Origin of the sequence: Cognatundibacterium jejuense, from assembly GCF_014284255.1 — a bacterium.
In the GTDB taxonomy this organism is placed as follows: Bacteria; Pseudomonadota; Gammaproteobacteria; order Burkholderiales; family Burkholderiaceae_D; genus Undibacterium; species Undibacterium jejuense.
This window is the reverse complement of the sequence record NZ_JACOFV010000006.1, coordinates 151,590-168,179: the sequence shown is the minus strand read 5'-3', so window position 1 is coordinate 168,179 and position 16,590 is coordinate 151,590. Positions and strand designations below refer to the sequence as shown.

Genomic DNA, 16,590 nt, shown 5'->3' with positions numbered 1-16,590 from the left:
ACTATGAACGCAATTCTGAATTTACCGGTTAAAAGCAATGGTTTGGCAGGCGACATAAGCAACGGATCTATACATGAAAAGGCACGCAAAAAAAGCCTGCACAGATTATTACAGGCCTTATTACGCGAGGGTTTCTTGAACCGCCAGGATTTAGTTACAGCTGGCGACACCAGTTGGCTCCCTTTATGGTCTAAGAAGCGAATGTTACGAATGGAAGGGCTGCAGCTTGGTCGCGCCGGACATTGCCATATCGGTGGTGCGATTGCCCTGCATCAAAGCGGAAAAATTCCACATATCATCGATACCTCATCAGAATTGCTCAGCGTTCTCAATACCGAAAACACTGAGTATAGTGCGCAAGCTCAACAACGATTGCAGACCGAGCTGGAAAATAGCGTTGAAAATGATATTTTGTGCCACCAATACCGACAAGAGTGGTCGGCAAGTCTGCTCAAGCAGATTTTACAAGCTGGACAAACCAGCTTATGGACCACGATAGTCAATGACAGCAATGCCATTACCAACCATTCAGCGCTTTTCTTTGAACAATGGGGCTGTATAGGGCATCCGTTTCATCCAGGCCACAAAAGCAAAACGGGTTTAAATGCGGAACAGGTTTTGGCCTATTCGCCAGAATTCCAACCACAGCTTGATTTAGTGATCGGTGCGATCAAAGCCAGCGTTGCCAGAATCAGCAGCGTACATCCAGACTTCTCGTATACGCAATGGATGGCAATACAATATCCAACGGAAATGTCCATTTGGTTTGAAAGCTTAATAAAGCGTGGTCTGCCAACTGATGCATGGTTGCCTTTACCTATACATCCTTATCAGGCAGAACACGTTTTGCCTGAAAAATTTGCCGCTGAAATCCGCGCTGGTTTGCTGTTGATCGAGACGGATTTTCCGCGCCTGCGAACCTCACCAACCATGTCATTCAGAACTGTCGCAAGTAGTAACAACCATCTCGCGCCGCATTTGAAGCTTCCCTTGTCTTTGCAACTCACTAGTGCACAAAGAACAGTTTCGCCCAAAGCTACCATCATGGGGCCGCGCGTCAGTCGTTTATTACGTGAACTGATCCGCCGGGAAAACGGATTTGATGAGACCCTCGACATTTTAGCCGAAGAGGTCGGATTGCATTTTATCGATCCTAACGACGACGCAGACCGTGCACGTCATTTATCCATACTCTTTCGGGAAAATCCAATGACACGAATTCAGCCAGGTCATCTGTCTGTCCCCGTTGCAGCTTTGTTTGCGGATTCCCCGATCAACGGCAAAGCATTCGTCACTGAACTAGTGGCGTCTGCATTTGGTGATGATGGGAACGGTGCGTTAAGCTACTTCCATGACTATAGCAATATCGTGCTACAAGCGAGCCTGAGTGCATATCTCATTTATGGCATTGCCTTCGAGGCTCATCAGCAAAACAGTCTGGTTCTCTTAAACAAAAACGGAACAGTCGCGCAATTGCTACTGCGGGATTTTGGCGACATACGCATCTATACGCCAATGCTGCATTCGCAAGGCCTGCAGCTAGAGAATCACCAAGCCGATCACATTTTGTTTGATGACCCCAACATCGTCCGCGAAAAATTTTTGCATACAACCATGCTTTGCCATCTCGCGGAATTGGCAGTGCTATTGGCGCGCAGTTATAGCCAACATGAAGATGCTTATTGGCAGATTTTGTACGACAACAGCGCGAAAATTTTTGAACACGTTCGTCATCGTTGTGATCCCCAACGATGGGAAAAAGAACGTCAGGCAGTGATGTTTGAAGATTGGCCAGTCAAGTCTTTATTACGTATGCGCCTCAATGATACGGTCGACGATATTTGCTTGACGATGCCAAATCCTTTAGCACTATTTTCGGTCAATTGACAATGTTCATCGATCAAACAAAAAAATCGCTGCACTGTCTATTTTTGATTCAATTTTTAGCAATGGGATCAATGGAAATGAGTGCCCCGTTTTGGGCACAACATCTGCATCAGATGACGTCCATGTCAACAATGGCTTTAGCATGGGCCAGCGGAATGGCCTATGCTGGTCCAATGATCATGACGATGTTATGCAGCCCACTATGGGGAAAAATTGGAGATCGTACCGGCCATAAAATGATGTTGGTACGTGCCTTGCTGGCTTTGACAGTGACACAATTCTGGATCGCATTTAGTGACGATGTCTTTAGCATACTGATAGCCCGATTATTACAAGGCGCACTTGCTGGCTTTATTGCGACGGCACAAGCGTATGGCAGTAGTCTGATTCAGCGCGACCAGCGAGGAACACTGATGGCACATTTGCAGATGGCAACGGCTATCGGATCGGTGTCGGGACCTATGGTGGGGGGATATATTTATGGGTCACTTGGTTTCAATCAAATTAATTTGATCGCAGCACTCATCTGCGGTACTTGCACTCTCGCTACCCTGTTTTGTCTGCAACCTGTGAATGGCACAAAAAAATCCGTCATTGTCGACGCTAAAGAAAATCAAATTCACAGCAATAGCGCACATTCTCTTTCTCCTTTACTTGGAATGCTATTCGCTATCGTTTTGATTCAAAGTGCCAAAATGATGCCCCAGGTTTTTTTTGCTATTTATGCAGATCAGGTTTTACATGCGCCACCGTGGCTCACCGGTGCCTGTTACGGCGCGTTAGCAGTGGGACTTTGCGTCGCCGCGCCATTTTGGGCAAAACGCTTTGCGCACAAGTCAAGGTCAGCGGTGTTGCGTGAGATAGAATACTGCTGTTGGGCTTGTGCCGTCATCTTAGGTTTTCAGGCACTCAGTCATCAATGGTGGCAAATCGTGGTCAGCCGTATTCTTTGGGGTGTTTTTCTGGCAGCATTGCTTCCGGTGTTTTACAGCTTGCTATCAAAGGAGAGCAGTGATGCACAACAAGGATGGGTGCTGGGTTTGGGCAACAGTGCGGCAAAAGCCGGAGCACTCGCTGGTATTGCAATTGGCTCGTTGGGTATGGCTTATTTGCCTGTGGCACAGCTGTTTTGGCCGATCGGTTTTATTTACGTGCTGACGGCATTCGTGCTGCGATACCAGCGCCAGCAGCGTATCTCCCTCACGCTGATGAGTAAATCTATTTGACGAACTAAAACGCACAATAATAATTCATTGCCATTTTTCTTTGTACCTGTATTGACTCCCACAATAACAGGTACATTTCTTTTATTCTTCTATGCCATCGTTCAGACACCAATTTTTACGTCTCCTCCATTGTTGGCTCGCATTGCCATTCGCTTTGCTTCTCATTTTGCAAGGACTGACTGGAACAGTCATTACCTGGAAACATGAAATCGATGCTTTTCTTAATCCCGGATTGTTACGGGTTACCGCACCAGAAAACGGAAATGCCGTCGCCAGAGAACGATTAACATTATCAATACTCGTCGAACAGGCAAAACAACATCATCCGACCGGTAAACTGACAATGCTGGAACTGCCAGAAAAAGAAAATGAAGCACTTGTTGCATGGTTTAAAGAAGCCAGCGATCCGAATAAAAAGCCTGGCACTAAACAGATGATGATAAATCCCTATACGGGAACAATGATTGGTGAAAGAGTGCCAGATGAAATCAGTTTTTCACGATCGCAATTTGTCCCGAGCCTGATGTCGTGGCATAGAAATTTTTTGGGCAGCGATCATGGTAAATTGCTGGTCAGCATCAACGGCATCGTATTGGCAATAATCGCCTTGAGCGGTATCTATTTGTGGTGGCCAGTGTGGCGATTAAAAGCGTGGTGGCAGGCAATAACAATATCCCATCAAGGTTCGTGGAAACGCTTTAATTTTCGATTACACAGAGCAACAGGTTTTTACTCAGCCCCCATATTGCTCATGTTGGCGATCACTGGAATTTATTTTAATCAGCCTGATTGGATCACACCGATAGTCAAACAAGTTGTTGCGGTTACAGCAGATTCAAAGGAAGCGAAAACCTCAACTGAAAATAATCTCACTGACAGCGAAATCAAAAACCTCAACCCCGATCAGATCATCGATCTGGCACAAAAAGAATTTCCAATGGCGAGAGTCACGCGCATCAGCTTTCCGGAAAAAACAGATGGCAGGTTTGAAGTAAGGCTGCATCAGCCAGGAGAGTTACGAGAAGGAAGCGGTGCCACGCGTGTGACTGTGGATGCTCTTCATGGCAAGATCATTAAAATCCGCGATCCTTTAAAGGCAAGTAAAGAGGCGCTATTCTTTAGCTATTTTTTCCCGCTGCATAGCGGTGAGATTTTCGGCACCATCGGCAAGATAATCATCAGCTTCGTTGGATTGTTACCCTTGCTATTCGCCATCAGCGGCACCTTGATCTGGTTAAGACGCCGCTGACATGTGAATATCAGACAAGCAACCAATCAAGTGACAACTGTTTGTCCTTCATTGGTGGGCACCAGAAATATGATGTGGTGAGTGGTTGTGTGAATTTAAATAACGCATCGGTAATCCCATCTTCGGCACCAGACATACGACGCAGTTGCGCTTCAAATGCCTGAAATGAAGTAGCAAAAGCGACGAAGTAAAATCCAGCGTCCGTGCCAGCGGACCACGGCATAGAGCGGCGCAACACAAACGCTTCAGGTTCAAAATTTTCCTGCGCAGTGCGTTTCACATGGGCCGATTCTGGCGCATCGTCTAATTCTTCGTTATCCGATTGGCGGCGACCTATCATGTCGTCTTGTTCGCCACGTGACATGTGTGCGAGGCGGTCAAAATGATGTAGCCATTTTTGCGTCGCTACATAACTTCCACCATCGACATCAATGGCCACGGCGATGGCGTGTTCATCCTGCGGATTTTCTGTTCCATCTTCATAACCGCTTAAGTCACGACCATTGTCGAATTTAAACCCGTCTATTTGTTGCTGCAATACGAAGGCTGGCGCTAATGCTTGTTGAATGCGAAGTTGTTGATGTACCAGTTGTCCGCGATCAGATTCGCGCAACCACAACCATAGTGCGGTGGGTGTCGCGGGTAGCTCTACTTTGCTTTCCGGGATTCCAGTAAAATCACGCAAACCAATGATATTTAATTTCAATAATGTCGCCAGACTAGCGCCAACGCCCAGCACGATGCGTTCACCATCGACCAGACGCTGTACGTTTTTCAAAGCTTGGTGTACAGCATCTTTGTCAACGTTGTTGTTCAGATCAAAATGCAAATAAGTTGCATGGGCAGGCAAAGGCTGCAAAATACCGACTTGGCTTTGTGACATAAAACTCTCCTGGGTTGCAAAAGATGAAAACGGGTCATGCTGCGCGGATATGGCACTACATGCGTGAGTTTACCGGATTGCGTAAGAATATTGTTGGTGAGAGTTTTTTCGCGCTAAACAGAACACCGCTGCGTCAATTGTATAGACGCAGCGATCAAATGTAGAACAAATCAGAATTTGCTGCGGAATTGCACATAGGTCATGCGAGGCGCACCGATAAGTTTGCCTGCATTGGTATCCGTAGTACGAGTGAAATATCGCACATTTGTCAGGTTATTGATCCCCAAAGAAACTTCCCATTGGGATTTTGACGAAGCTTTCCAATCGATCTGTGCATTCCAGAGGCGATACGCAGGCGTCCAACCATTGGTACCATCGGCGCTCTCTTTCACCGTATTAGCATTGTCGGCAAACTGACCGGATTGATGCGTGCTATTGAAATTGAGCGTCCAGTTTTGACGCTGATAGCGCACACCCTGAGTATCGACATGACGTGCAAAAAAGGGTAAGTCATTACCAATCTTAGCACCGGACTCCGCTGATTCCAAAGTGGCATTGGTGTAAGCGTAGGTCGCATAGGCAGATAATCCCGATAACAAGGGATTGATTTTTTCGAATGCATATTCAACACTGGTTTCTACACCACGATGGTGAGTTTTGCCTTGGTTGAGGAAATAGGTGTTGACGTATTCGATTTGATTATTGAAACGCAGGTCAAAGACCGTGGCATCTAATTTTAGGCCATCACGATTCCAACGCGCGCCAAGTTCTGCGGTCTTGGCCACTTCTGCCTGCAATTGGTTGCCGTAGTTTTGCAAATTTAACTGCAAAAATTGCACGCTGCCAAACGAGGTGTTGTAGTTGGCAAACAGCGTCAATGCAGGCGAGGCGATATATGCAATACCCAAAGCAGGTAAGGGCTGGCGGTAGTTTTCAGTGTCGCTATAACCGTTCAGATTATTGTATCGGCTGACATTGACCGATTCGTAGCGCAAGCCCGGTGTAATACGCCATTGTTGCCATGCAATCTGGTCGTCGATATACACCGCGTTGACGTCACTACTATTCTGCGAAGATCGCTTGATAACACTCTGCGCATTATTCAGATTTTGGTCGTAGCTATTTTCACTTGAGCCTTCGTGCAAGTAGCGGTAACCAACGGTAATGTCATGACGCCAATCCCCACTTTGCAATCGTTGAGTAAAACGTGGTTCTATGCCAAAGACATTATAATTTCGCGGCTGTAAATTGATTTTGGTCGCTTTACTGTCAAAATTATTCGCCATTGCACTAGTGCGGAAACTGCTATTGAAATAGGTTTTTACTTCCACTTCCTGATTTGTGGATATGGTATTGAGATAATCCAATGCGATGCTGCTGCGACGTCCCTGCCAATAATCACGATTGCGTTGTGATTGATAGGGGTCAGCAGCATACTGCGCGCTGGTCAAACCACCCGGCACATTCGACGTCGCCTCGTAGTAACCGACTTTAGCGTTGAATTCTGAGTGCGAGTTAATTTCATGGCGCGTCTTCAATGACAGGTCGCTGCTATGCTCTTCGCTGTGTCGACGCCAACCACTTCCGTCTGCGCCGGAATAGAGCAAAGCCATGCCCAAACCATTGTCGCGCTGACCACCGAGAAAGGCGCTGTATTGTTTGCTATTTCCACCCTGGCTGTAGCTGTTATAGCGAACGCTGGCGTCTCCGGTAAATGGCACATCTGGGATTGCACGGGTATTAAAATTAATGATGCCACCGACATTTTGAGGGCCATAGCGTACCGCGCCACCACCGCGCACCACATCTACGGATTCGATACTGTTGAGGGAAACTGGTGCAAACGAGAGTTGCGGCTGACCGTAAGGAGCGACTGCTAAGGGTATCCCATCCAGCAAGATCGTTGAACGTGGAGAGAATCGTCCATCCAATCCACGTACGCCGATGTTGAGCGACATATTGCTGCCACCGCTGGAAGAATTATCGGTGACCTGTATGCCCGGAATGCGGCGCATGACTTCTTCGATACTCGCCGCACCACTGTCCTGGATTGCCGCCATCGACATCTGAGTGCGGCTTCCGGCAAATTTTTGCACATTGTTTTGTAATCCCGTACCTAACCAACTTCCAGAGACGCTCACCGTTTCTATTTCTGGCTGCTTTTCACCAGACTTGGAACTGTCTGCGTCAATTGCTTGCGCATAGCCTATGAGAGGAAATGCGCATGCCGCGCTCACAGCTAATGCGCATAAACGACGCGGTGAGGAAATACGAACGATGGAATTTTTAAAGGACGTGGTCGGGTAAGGGGTGTGGCGCACAATATTCCTGAAATAAAATGATACAAGTCATAATTATAAATACGAATCATTATCATTAACAAGTTATATTTTGATTATCCCCGTTTTTAAGATTCTGGTGGCGTCATTCGGTGCACCAAAATACTGCCGTGTTGTTGGCATTGTGATTCTATAAATAATCACTTGTCTATCCTGCGCTTTGCCGCTTAGAATCAATATGTCCTCACCATACTTGGTAAGGATGCGTCGCTCGGACGGTTCCGGGCGTTACGTCATAACAGGACAATTTAATCATGACCAATACATTAACTCCGCCGGGTCGGGGTTCAGTCGGTGAGGGCAGCGCTACGTCCACACCTGACTTTTCCTTCGCTCGCATCAATCGCCTTCCTCCTTACGTTTTCAATATTACTGCCGAGCTTAAAATGGCGGCGCGTCGTCGTGGTGAAGACATCATCGACATGTCCATGGGCAACCCTGACGGGGCGACACCAAAACACATTGTGGATAAGTTAGTCGAAGTCGCACAACGTCCCGATACGCATGGTTATTCCGCTTCCAAAGGCATACCGCGTTTGCGCCGTGCGATATCGCGTTGGTACAAAGATCGCTATGAAGTCGAGATTAATCCCGACAATGAAGCGATCGTCACCATTGGTTCGAAAGAAGGCCTCGCGCATCTGATGCTGGCGACACTGGATAAAGGTGATACGGTATTAGTGCCCAATCCCAGTTACCCGATTCATATCTACGGCGCCGTGATCGCTGGTGCCGATATACGTTCGATACGCATGAGTCCTGGCGTGGATTTTTTTGCGGAGTTAGAACGAGCGATACGCGAAACTTATCCAAAGCCAAAGATGATGATTTTTGGTTTTCCATCGAACCCGACTGCGCAATGTGTAGAACTGGAATTTTTCGAACGCGTCATCAAACTGGCGAAAGAACACAAAATTTTAGTGGTACATGATCTGGCCTATGCCGATATTGTGTACGACGGCTGGAAAGCACCATCGATCATGCAAGTGCCTGGCGCGCGCGATGTGGCAGTCGAATTTTTTACCATGTCTAAGAGCTACAACATGGCGGGCTGGCGCATTGGTTTTATGGTCGGCAATAAAGAATTGGTCGCAGCTTTAGCGCGGATTAAAAGCTATCACGATTATGGCAGTTTTACGCCTGTGCAAGTCGCAGCGATTGCAGCACTGGAAGGTGATCAAAGCTGCGTCCATCAGATCCGCGATACTTATCAAGCGCGTCGTGACGTGCTGGTCAAAGGCTTACACGAGCTAGGCTGGATGGTTGAAAAACCGAAGGCATCGATGTACATCTGGGCGCATATCCCAGAACAATATCGTCATCTTGGTTCTTTAGAATTTGCAAAACAAGTATTAGAAAAAGCCAGACTGTGTATCTCGCCGGGCATCGGTTTTGGTGAATACGGCGATGAGTATGTGCGTTTTGCGTTGATCGAAAATGAAGCGCGTATCCGACAGGCCTTACGCGGTTTAAAGACCATGTTTAAGAATGATGGTTTGATCACTTAGGAACAATAAGCTGTCAAAAAAAGCGCCAACTAATATTAATTTGTCGGCGCTTTTTTTATCTCAATTAGCGGTCAATCCCAGCCTGACCACTTCTAGCGGTGGCGCTTCATTGGGTTGCCATTTTTGGTAAATTTTTTGGAAGCTGCCGTCTTTTTTCATTTGTCGTAATGCGTCTTCCCACTGCTTGATGGTTGCCAACGGTGTTCTCGAAGAAAATGCCAGATACAATTCCAGACTATCGAGCACCATGACTTTTTCGACTTCATCCACCGAGTGACCGATTTCTTTCAAGACGGAAGGCACCACGATGCTGCCTTCAGACCACAGATCAAAGCGCCCCATCATCAACATCTTTGCCACGACTTGAGGCGTGGAAGCCAAATCCAAGGTCTTAAAACCTTTTTTGACTGCCGTATCTGCGAATATACTCCCGCGATAAGCGCCAACGGCCACCTCGTGAATATCGTCACCGAGTGACAATAATTTGGCGGCATTACCTTTACGGGTGTACAGCACCGTGCGAGAAACCGCCACGGGTCCAACGAGCGTCATGAGTTTTTCTCTTTCCTCAGAACGTCCTACGGTGAATAGCATGACGTTTGGCTCTTCGAGCAAGGCCTTGTAACCACGATTCCAGGGAACTAGCTGTATCTGCGCATTGCTACCTACCCGCTTCTTCAGTGCCTCGACCACATCCACCGCCATGCCGTCGGTTTTATCACCGTTTTTAAAACTCACGGGAGGCCAGTCTTCGGTATATATCGTCAATTCCACCGCATAGGCGGAATGCATGCCAATCACCAGGAGAGCAAAAAACAGATAAAAAATCCATTGGTGTAATTTGAACGTCCACGGACGTAGTGCCTGATCGTGTTCCGGAATTGCGTATGCGTGATGAGCTTGCATCATTCACCTCTTCCTTGCGACTTGTGTTTATCAACAAATCAAACGAAAAATTTCTTTTTGGCACTATTTGGAAAAAATACTAATGCTGACTTTGTATATTAATCCGCAAATGAGAAAAAATTGGAAAAGATTGTAACGCTATGCAGTTTGCGAGGCGGTCGTTAGATTTGGCCGGTTGCACCGTCCCCACATCATGAACGCTTACTCAGGCCAAACGGAAAAAACCAGCTGCTCTATGTCGTTCGGATTGTTCAGCTTCTTCTTTGCATCAACCCAATCGGCGGGTTCCGGTACAGGCTTTTTGGTGAATACAGGTGTTTCTAGCGACATCTTGATAGCGAATACAAAGATGCCAGTTTTAACGTCCATTACTGGTAATTTCTGGACGACATCGTAGATCTGATTATCGTAAAATTCATGCACGGCTGGCTTCATATCCAGCCATGACGTGACCGCGCCGTCAGAACGTATAGCAACGATCAGATAGCCAGAGCTCGGCGGCAACTTTGCAGCTTTAAGTGAACGATATATCGCGGATTGTAATTTACGTGAATAACGACCGAGATTCTCTATCGTTATGCCTTTGGCCTGCATGGTTTCTTCTGACTGAAAAAAATACAGCGAATCAAACCGGGTTTCTGCTGCGGAAACCAGCGTAGAAAAACAAAACAACAGGGTGGCAAGCAGCAGTCTCATTGTGATTGTCCTTATTTGTTCACAAATACGCCGGCACTACGATTTTTCTGTACGTCGTTCCACGGGAAGATTTTGCCATTCATCGCCACATGCACGCCAGCAGGCAACAACTGCGCAGCGGCACAAGCAAATCCAAGGTTAAAAAAAGCATCTGAATTGGCGATGTCGTAAGGAATCATGGCACCAGTAAACACGATAGTTTTACCGAGATTGGCGGCACCTAAGACCTCGGCGGTTTCACGCATGGTATCAGTGCCATGAATAATGACGACGGCTTTCTCTGCGGATTGCTGGCAGGCTTGCAAGATCGTCTGGCGATGACTATCGTCCATATCCAAAGAGTCCATCAACATGCAAATTTCTAATTCGACTGGCACAGTCAAACGCGCACGTTGTATCACTTCTGGTAAGTGGCTCTCAGAAAAACTCAGTTTGCCAGCGATTTCATCATAGTGTTTATCAAAAGTGCCGCCAGTGGCGAGGATGCGCAGTGTCATGATCTGGTTATAAGTTGGTGATGGAATAGGCACATTGTAGCGCGGCTATGCCATTGCTGAAAACTGCTACACTACCAGGCTACGTATAAACACTAGCGCATTAGCAATATCAAGGTAGGCGCAGGAACAACAACATGAAAGTCATCGCACCCGGTACCGTTATTTTTCACCGCCATCGTGGTTATGGCGTGCTGACCTCGGTCAATTTATTGACGGGGTGGGTATCTGCGCGTTTTGGTGATGAAAAACGGGTGTTGGATCTGAACTTATCCACAGATGAGATTCAGCATGCAGACGGCGAGGCGATTTTATTCCGCCGCCATCCACCTGAGCGCATGCCACATGCACGCCTGATGGCAATGGTACGTGCTTTGCATGCGGCTGGTTACCAAAAATTGTATATGTATAGCTGGCCAAAACCATCTGGCTTACATTGGCGCTGGCAGTTATTCACAGGCACACGCAATTGGATGCAGCGACCTTGTCGCGAAGGATGGTATGGTTCCGGCGCTGAATACAACTTCAATCCTGTGATGGGCTGGGGGGATGCACCCGGTGCCAGTACCGAGGAATTGGTACACGCTTTAGCGCAATTTGATCCTGCGGGTCTGGCGCAAGCGATCGGAAAAGACGAAGACCATACGGCGTGGTTTGCAGATATCTGCGACAAACTTTTACCCAACTTTGCCTACAGTCTGGGAGCAGATACACCGAACAGCCCGCTACCTTTACATTTGCCACTCATCAGTGTGCGTCAGCGTATGGTTGTTCCGGCTGAATTACAATTGAGTTATCCACCGGGTTGGGAACACACCTGGAGCCCGGAAAGCCGCGCTCAATATTATCAACAGCGTGCTGTAGTACGACACGATGTGATTCCGAATGCCTGGAGTTTGCCGCTGGAATGGTAGAAAAATATACTCCCCCGTTATTTTAAAAAAATTGACTTGTCCACAAGGAACTGCAATGGCGTTTTAAAGTACTGCAGGGGAGTATATCTAAGTGATCAAGTACCCAATGATTCCCACAAGTTGTCCCAATCATTCGGCTGGAACGTGCCTTCACGCTTCAATACCAATTGCCCTTTGGGATTAATTACAAAGTGGGTAGGTTGATTCACAATTGTGCCAAAATTGTCTTTATGCCCATTAGCGTTGCGCCAAATGATAGGGAAACGCTGTTCTTTCGGTACCGCAAGGTTAATCAGTTGCAGATAAGTATCAAAATCTTGTTTGTTCTGGTCGATGTTGATGGCGAGCAAAACAAAGTTGCGCTTGGCATTGCCGACGTAAAACTCACGCATCAATTTCAAATCGTGGGCACAAAGGTTGCAGCCTGCGGTAAAGAAACTGACTAACAAAGTTTTGCCAGCATAATCGCTCAAAGCAACTTTTTTACCGTTAGGGTCAACACCGACAAAGCTCATTTGTTGCGGCGTAGTGGCTTCTTTCGTCTCTTTTACTTCCTTGCTTTCTTTGGCTTCTTTGCTTTGCTGCGCCATGGCTGGCAAACTCAAACTGGACACCGTTACTATGGCAACCAAGGCAAGCAAGCGACACAAAAGCGGAGTTTTGACCATACTACTTTCCTTTAAAAAATGGTAAGACTTATTCCAGGACGACACTAAAGCAATGGTGCATCAGTCCTGACGATAATACGTTAAATTATTGATATGTCGACAGATGTGAGGAAAACTTACGACAATTTGGTCAGATTTTTTTATTTAAATGATTACATTCAAAATTCGATGAAATAATGCGCCATTCCTACTTAGCCGTTTTTTAACCAGTCAATCATTACTTATTTCGACTCACCAACAATGACTATAAAGCCTCAACATGGGTATCACTTGCGTGTTTCGCGACCTGAAGACGCAACCCAACTTAGCGTGCTGGCGTTACAAGTCTGGTTGCACACTTATGCCTGGAACGGCATTTCGGGAATCATTGCCGATTACGTTCTGGCAGAACTGACACCCGCCAAATTTGCCACTATATTGGAAGATCCACGACAACACGTGTTCGTTGCTCAGCGGGATGAGAATTTACTGGGCTTCGCGGTGATCAATTCTGCGGCACCATGTCCTTACGGTGACACCAAAGCGATAGAATTGGCGACTCTTTACGTACAAGAGCACTTTATCGGCACAGGTCTTGGTACCGCATTGATACAGGCGGCGCAACACTGGGCGTACGATCAGCACCAATGCCCGCTATGGCTCAAAGTCAATGCACAAAATCACCGGGCAATCGGCTTTTATGAAAGCCACAGCTACAGCAAAACGGGTAGCATTGATTTCGTATTAGGTGGCCAGCGGCATGAAAATTATGTGATGCTTGGCTCTCCAATTCTCGTCGTTGACGCTCAAAGAAAATAGCGCTTGTGAACTTCAGTCAATTTCACGCCAAACAAGCCCGCCATAATTTGTATCAATTCGCGGCTAGCCTGAAAAGCTCCATAGAGGTGCTCTTGCTTGCTGCCGGACAGATTGTCCTGATGGCAATTGCTTTGCTATCCTGGCCAGTGTGGCAAAGCGCGACCTGGATGTACGAGCAACAATCTTGGTTCAACGCGATAGCACTCTTCATTGGCTATTCCGCGCTGTTGAGCAGCCCCGTCTTCTTGTTGCGGCAGCGCCTGCTTCCGACGGAATTGATGGCCTGGGCTCGAACCTTACCATTGCCACCGCATGCCCACGTCTTAGCGCATATCGCCGTCGTAAAGCTATTTCTGTTGCCGCTTACTGCCGGATTTGTACTCTCTAGTATTTGCTATTGGACACAGATAGCCATCAACTACCGCGTGATGGCGATAGGCAGCGTGCTGCTATTGCTATCGCTGGCGCTGATTTTACTGTTTGGATGCTTGATACTTCAGATACGGTATCAGCATTACGAATCGCAGTTAAAAAGAAATACTCTGACCGAATACCACTCGCCACCTGCCCAGCCTTTTCTACAACAACATCGTCATACCTCTTTGCTGTGGCAATGGTACACATTATTTTTCTTGCCGTTCTGGCGTCTTGAAAATGGCATCGGTGTTCAACAATGCTTCTTATTCGGTGCAGCCGGTTTGGCTCAATGGCTATGGTTAGAGCAAAATTCTCCGTTTATCCGATTTTTGTTTTGCATTGGCGCCAGCAGTTTGTGCTTATTATTGACTGATCGCGGCAGCAAAGCGGTACAAGAACATATGCTACGTTTGCGACCTCATTTGCGTGCGTTGCCTTTGCATCTCATCAGGCTTGAAATTATGAGTCAACTCATGTGTCTGATCCCAGGTCTTGCTTTGGTGAGCTTATTTGTGATCTTACTGACTAATCATGTCAACATTCATACCGGCGTTGCACATTGGTATATCGGCGCACTTGGCATTGCACATTTGTGCATTGTCGCTTGCAGCCACAGCGCTGCTGCCACCCGCGCTCGTATCCTGATTTTATTTTTGGCGATTCTCACTGCCATCGGAAGTGAATTATGGATTTAAGTATTAACAAGCTCAGCTTCGCCTACCCGCATCGCAGTATATTCTGGGATTTTTCTTTCACTGCGACCAAAGGCATCACCTGGGTACGCGGCAACAACGGGGCGGGTAAGACGACCTTGTTGAAACTGCTGGCGGGATCACTGGCGGTTTCCAAGGGGGATATTCATTTCAACGGCATCAATTTGCGCCAGCAGGGCTTTATCTGGCGTCAACAATGTTTTTGGTGCAGTAGCGAAACACCTGAATTTAACTGGCTTACTCTGCAGGAATTCTTTGATCTCCACTTAAATCTGTACCCCGCCGCCAAAGCAACAGACTTAAATACGCAATTAAATGCATTTGGTTTGCTACCCATGCTCAATCAAACGATAGACACGCTGTCGCTGGGGCAACACAAAAAAATGTATTTAGCTCTGGCGTTATCCTTACCGGTAAAGCTATTGTTAATCGATGAACCCTTTAATGCGCTTGACCTCGATGCAGTTCATTATTTGCGAACGCAATTAAGTGATTCCAAACGACTTGATCAACAATGCATTTTGATGACCAGCCACCTTGATCCTGATTTGCCGTTGGTGGGTGAAATCCACATCGGCAACTAAGGCGAATTGTTGTGCTGCAAATTGCCGCCATACAATCGCGTGGTTGCCAGCGGCGCTTTGTGCGCTTCGTAGGTGTTGTGATTTAAACCGCTAAGATATTTTTCGGCGTTCCGTTGGCGAAATCGACAATATTTTGAAAAGCGGCCGAAAAATACAATTCATAACTGTCTTTTTCAACATAACCCAGATGCGGCGTTGCTAAGACGTTTTCACGGCGTAGCAGCGGATGATCGGGCGCTACGGGTTCGGACTCAAATACGTCGATAGCGGCAAAGCCCGGACGGCCCTGATCTAAAGCCTTGAGCAACGCATCTGGCTCAACCAGCTCAGCGCGACTGGTATTGACGAACAAGGCGTCAGTCTTCATGGCTTCCAGATCAGCCTGTTTCACTATGCCGCGGGTTGCATCGTTTAGACGTAGATGCATGGAAATGATGTCGGATTCGGCGAAAAAGGCTTCTTTTGAGCTTGCCGCCTGATAGCCATCCGCCACTGCCTGCGCAAGACTGGCTGGACGCCCCCATATAACCACTTGCATGCCAAACGCTTTGCCGTAGCCTGCGATCAGCTTACCAATTTTGCCGTAGCCCCAGATACCCAAGGTACGCTTTTTAAGCACCCGACCTAATTGATTGTGTTCCGGGCGTATCGACGTTGCCTGCCAGGTTCCTTGCTGCAACAGACTGGCGTAGTTATTCAGACGTCTCGATGCAGCCATAATGAGCGCCCAAGTCAACTCTGCTGGCGCCGTCGGATCACCAATGCCTTCGGCAATCACTATCCCCAATTCTTTGGTCGTTTCTACATCAATATTGCCAGAGACTTTACCTGTTTGCGAAATCAGTTTTAAGTTAGGCAGTTTTTGCAACAATTGGCGCGTCAGACGCGTTCTTTCCCGTATCAATACCAGTGCGTCAAATTGGGCGAGACGAATTGCCAATTGTCCGGCACCCACTGCACGGTTATTAAATACTTTGACCTCATGGTCCTTCAACAGCTGGAAACAGTCCAGTTGCCGCACGACATCCTGGTAATCATCCAAAATGGCAATCTTCATGAAATTTTTCCTTGATCCGGGACGAATAGGTGAAACAGATTCACTTTCACAAATCGTAATACTATGTTAATCATTTTGACGCAAAATTAGCTCGAATCATCACTCGCGTGTACAATTATCTGTTAAGTAGCTTTTTGATTCTTCCGCTTGTTTATCTGACAGGCGCTAGTTGGTATCGGGATCACCGTCCTGATGTCCTATTATCCGACAGAACCGCCGCGATGGTGTAAGCCTTGCTAGAGCTGGGAAAT

At 47.2% G+C, this 16,590-nt stretch carries 15 protein-coding genes; 8 read left to right on the top strand and 7 right to left on the bottom strand.

Features of this window, described 5'->3' with window-relative positions; all coding sequences use genetic code 11:
* Positions 1–3: 3 nt before the first annotated feature.
* From H8K32_RS08465 to H8K32_RS08455, 3 genes are all read left to right on the top strand, one after another.
* Positions 4–1,887 carry an IucA/IucC family protein gene (locus H8K32_RS08465; protein WP_186912040.1) on the top strand — a complete coding sequence of 628 codons (1,884 nt, stop codon included), beginning with the start codon at positions 4–6 and terminating at the stop codon, positions 1,885–1,887.
* Positions 1,888–1,889: 2 nt separating this feature from the next.
* Entirely contained in the window at positions 1,890–3,113 is a 1,224-nt protein-coding gene (locus H8K32_RS08460) for an MFS transporter (protein ID WP_281388474.1), read from the top strand.
* Between the two features lie 91 nt (positions 3,114–3,204).
* On the top strand, positions 3,205–4,362 hold the full coding sequence (locus H8K32_RS08455) for a PepSY-associated TM helix domain-containing protein (protein WP_186912038.1): 1,158 nt from the start codon (positions 3,205–3,207) through the stop codon (positions 4,360–4,362).
* A gap of 10 nt (positions 4,363–4,372) precedes the next feature.
* Here the strand turns inward: H8K32_RS08455 and H8K32_RS08450 are convergent, their stop codons facing one another.
* Positions 4,373–5,245, bottom strand: coding sequence for a Dyp-type peroxidase (locus H8K32_RS08450; RefSeq protein WP_186912037.1), 873 nt, complete (start codon positions 5,243–5,245; stop codon positions 4,373–4,375).
* Between the two features lie 170 nt (positions 5,246–5,415).
* Complete coding sequence (locus tag H8K32_RS08445; RefSeq protein ID WP_343067954.1) at positions 5,416–7,566, bottom strand: TonB-dependent receptor family protein; 2,151 nt, start codon at positions 7,564–7,566, stop codon at positions 5,416–5,418.
* A gap of 272 nt (positions 7,567–7,838) precedes the next feature.
* Here H8K32_RS08445 and alaC point away from each other — a divergent pair, with 272 nt between their 5' ends.
* Positions 7,839–9,092 carry an alanine transaminase gene (gene alaC / locus H8K32_RS08440; RefSeq protein ID WP_246447221.1) on the top strand — a complete coding sequence of 418 codons (1,254 nt, stop codon included), beginning with the start codon at positions 7,839–7,841 and terminating at the stop codon, positions 9,090–9,092.
* Between the two features lie 60 nt (positions 9,093–9,152).
* On the opposite strand, the gene H8K32_RS08435 is transcribed toward alaC, so the two are convergent.
* From H8K32_RS08435 to H8K32_RS08425, 3 genes are all read right to left on the bottom strand, one after another.
* The gene (locus tag H8K32_RS08435; RefSeq protein WP_222613052.1) at positions 9,153–10,001 is read right to left on the bottom strand and encodes a substrate-binding periplasmic protein; all 849 of its coding nucleotides are present in this window, start codon (positions 9,999–10,001) and stop codon (positions 9,153–9,155) included.
* A gap of 198 nt (positions 10,002–10,199) precedes the next feature.
* Complete coding sequence (locus tag H8K32_RS08430) at positions 10,200–10,694, bottom strand: hypothetical protein (RefSeq protein ID WP_186912036.1); 495 nt, start codon at positions 10,692–10,694, stop codon at positions 10,200–10,202.
* A gap of 11 nt (positions 10,695–10,705) precedes the next feature.
* On the bottom strand, positions 10,706–11,191 hold the full coding sequence (locus H8K32_RS08425; RefSeq protein WP_186912035.1) for an asparaginase domain-containing protein: 486 nt from the start codon (positions 11,189–11,191) through the stop codon (positions 10,706–10,708).
* 134 nt (positions 11,192–11,325) lie between these two features.
* Here H8K32_RS08425 and H8K32_RS08420 point away from each other — a divergent pair, with 134 nt between their 5' ends.
* A complete protein-coding gene (locus tag H8K32_RS08420; protein WP_246447219.1) occupies positions 11,326–12,102 on the top strand; it encodes an L-asparaginase in 777 nt (258 codons plus the stop codon).
* A gap of 95 nt (positions 12,103–12,197) precedes the next feature.
* Here the strand turns inward: H8K32_RS08420 and H8K32_RS08415 are convergent, their stop codons facing one another.
* On the bottom strand, positions 12,198–12,770 hold the full coding sequence (locus tag H8K32_RS08415; RefSeq protein ID WP_186912034.1) for a peroxiredoxin family protein: 573 nt from the start codon (positions 12,768–12,770) through the stop codon (positions 12,198–12,200).
* Between the two features lie 240 nt (positions 12,771–13,010).
* Here H8K32_RS08415 and H8K32_RS08410 point away from each other — a divergent pair, with 240 nt between their 5' ends.
* From H8K32_RS08410 to H8K32_RS08400, 3 genes are read left to right on the top strand one after another with little or no spacing between them, the layout of a single operon-like run.
* On the top strand, positions 13,011–13,568 hold the full coding sequence (locus tag H8K32_RS08410; protein WP_186912033.1) for a GNAT family N-acetyltransferase: 558 nt from the start codon (positions 13,011–13,013) through the stop codon (positions 13,566–13,568).
* A gap of 5 nt (positions 13,569–13,573) precedes the next feature.
* On the top strand, positions 13,574–14,680 hold the full coding sequence (locus tag H8K32_RS08405; RefSeq protein ID WP_186912032.1) for a hypothetical protein: 1,107 nt from the start codon (positions 13,574–13,576) through the stop codon (positions 14,678–14,680).
* Positions 14,671–15,282, top strand: coding sequence for an ABC transporter ATP-binding protein (locus H8K32_RS08400; RefSeq protein WP_186912031.1), 612 nt, complete (start codon positions 14,671–14,673; stop codon positions 15,280–15,282). The genes H8K32_RS08405 and H8K32_RS08400 overlap by 10 nt, the downstream gene beginning before the upstream one ends.
* An 82-nt stretch (positions 15,283–15,364) precedes the next feature.
* Here the strand turns inward: H8K32_RS08400 and H8K32_RS08395 are convergent, their stop codons facing one another.
* Entirely contained in the window at positions 15,365–16,339 is a 975-nt protein-coding gene (locus H8K32_RS08395; RefSeq protein WP_186912030.1) for a D-2-hydroxyacid dehydrogenase family protein, read from the bottom strand.
* Positions 16,340–16,590: the final 251 nt, after the last annotated feature.

Excerpts from the sequence above, each read along its gene's own strand:
- H8K32_RS08430 (WP_186912036.1), bottom strand. The coding sequence starts at position 10,694 with ATGAGACTGCTGCTTGCCACCCTGTTGTTTTGTTTTTCTACGCTGGTT.
- H8K32_RS08435 (WP_222613052.1), bottom strand. The coding sequence starts at position 10,001 with ATGATGCAAGCTCATCACGCATACGCAATTCCGGAACACGATCAGGCA.
- H8K32_RS08395 (WP_186912030.1), bottom strand. The coding sequence starts at position 16,339 with ATGAAGATTGCCATTTTGGATGATTACCAGGATGTCGTGCGGCAACTG.
- H8K32_RS08465 (WP_186912040.1), top strand. The coding sequence starts at position 4 with ATGAACGCAATTCTGAATTTACCGGTTAAAAGCAATGGTTTGGCAGGC.
- H8K32_RS08400 (WP_186912031.1), top strand. The coding sequence starts at position 14,671 with ATGGATTTAAGTATTAACAAGCTCAGCTTCGCCTACCCGCATCGCAGT.
- H8K32_RS08455 (WP_186912038.1), top strand. The coding sequence starts at position 3,205 with ATGCCATCGTTCAGACACCAATTTTTACGTCTCCTCCATTGTTGGCTC.
- H8K32_RS08460 (WP_281388474.1), top strand. The coding sequence starts at position 1,890 with ATGTTCATCGATCAAACAAAAAAATCGCTGCACTGTCTATTTTTGATT.
- H8K32_RS08410 (WP_186912033.1), top strand. The coding sequence starts at position 13,011 with ATGACTATAAAGCCTCAACATGGGTATCACTTGCGTGTTTCGCGACCT.
- H8K32_RS08420 (WP_246447219.1), top strand. The coding sequence starts at position 11,326 with ATGAAAGTCATCGCACCCGGTACCGTTATTTTTCACCGCCATCGTGGT.
- H8K32_RS08450 (WP_186912037.1), bottom strand. The coding sequence starts at position 5,245 with ATGTCACAAAGCCAAGTCGGTATTTTGCAGCCTTTGCCTGCCCATGCA.
- H8K32_RS08425 (WP_186912035.1), bottom strand. The coding sequence starts at position 11,191 with ATGACACTGCGCATCCTCGCCACTGGCGGCACTTTTGATAAACACTAT.
- alaC (WP_246447221.1), top strand. The coding sequence starts at position 7,839 with ATGACCAATACATTAACTCCGCCGGGTCGGGGTTCAGTCGGTGAGGGC.
- H8K32_RS08415 (WP_186912034.1), bottom strand. The coding sequence starts at position 12,770 with ATGGTCAAAACTCCGCTTTTGTGTCGCTTGCTTGCCTTGGTTGCCATA.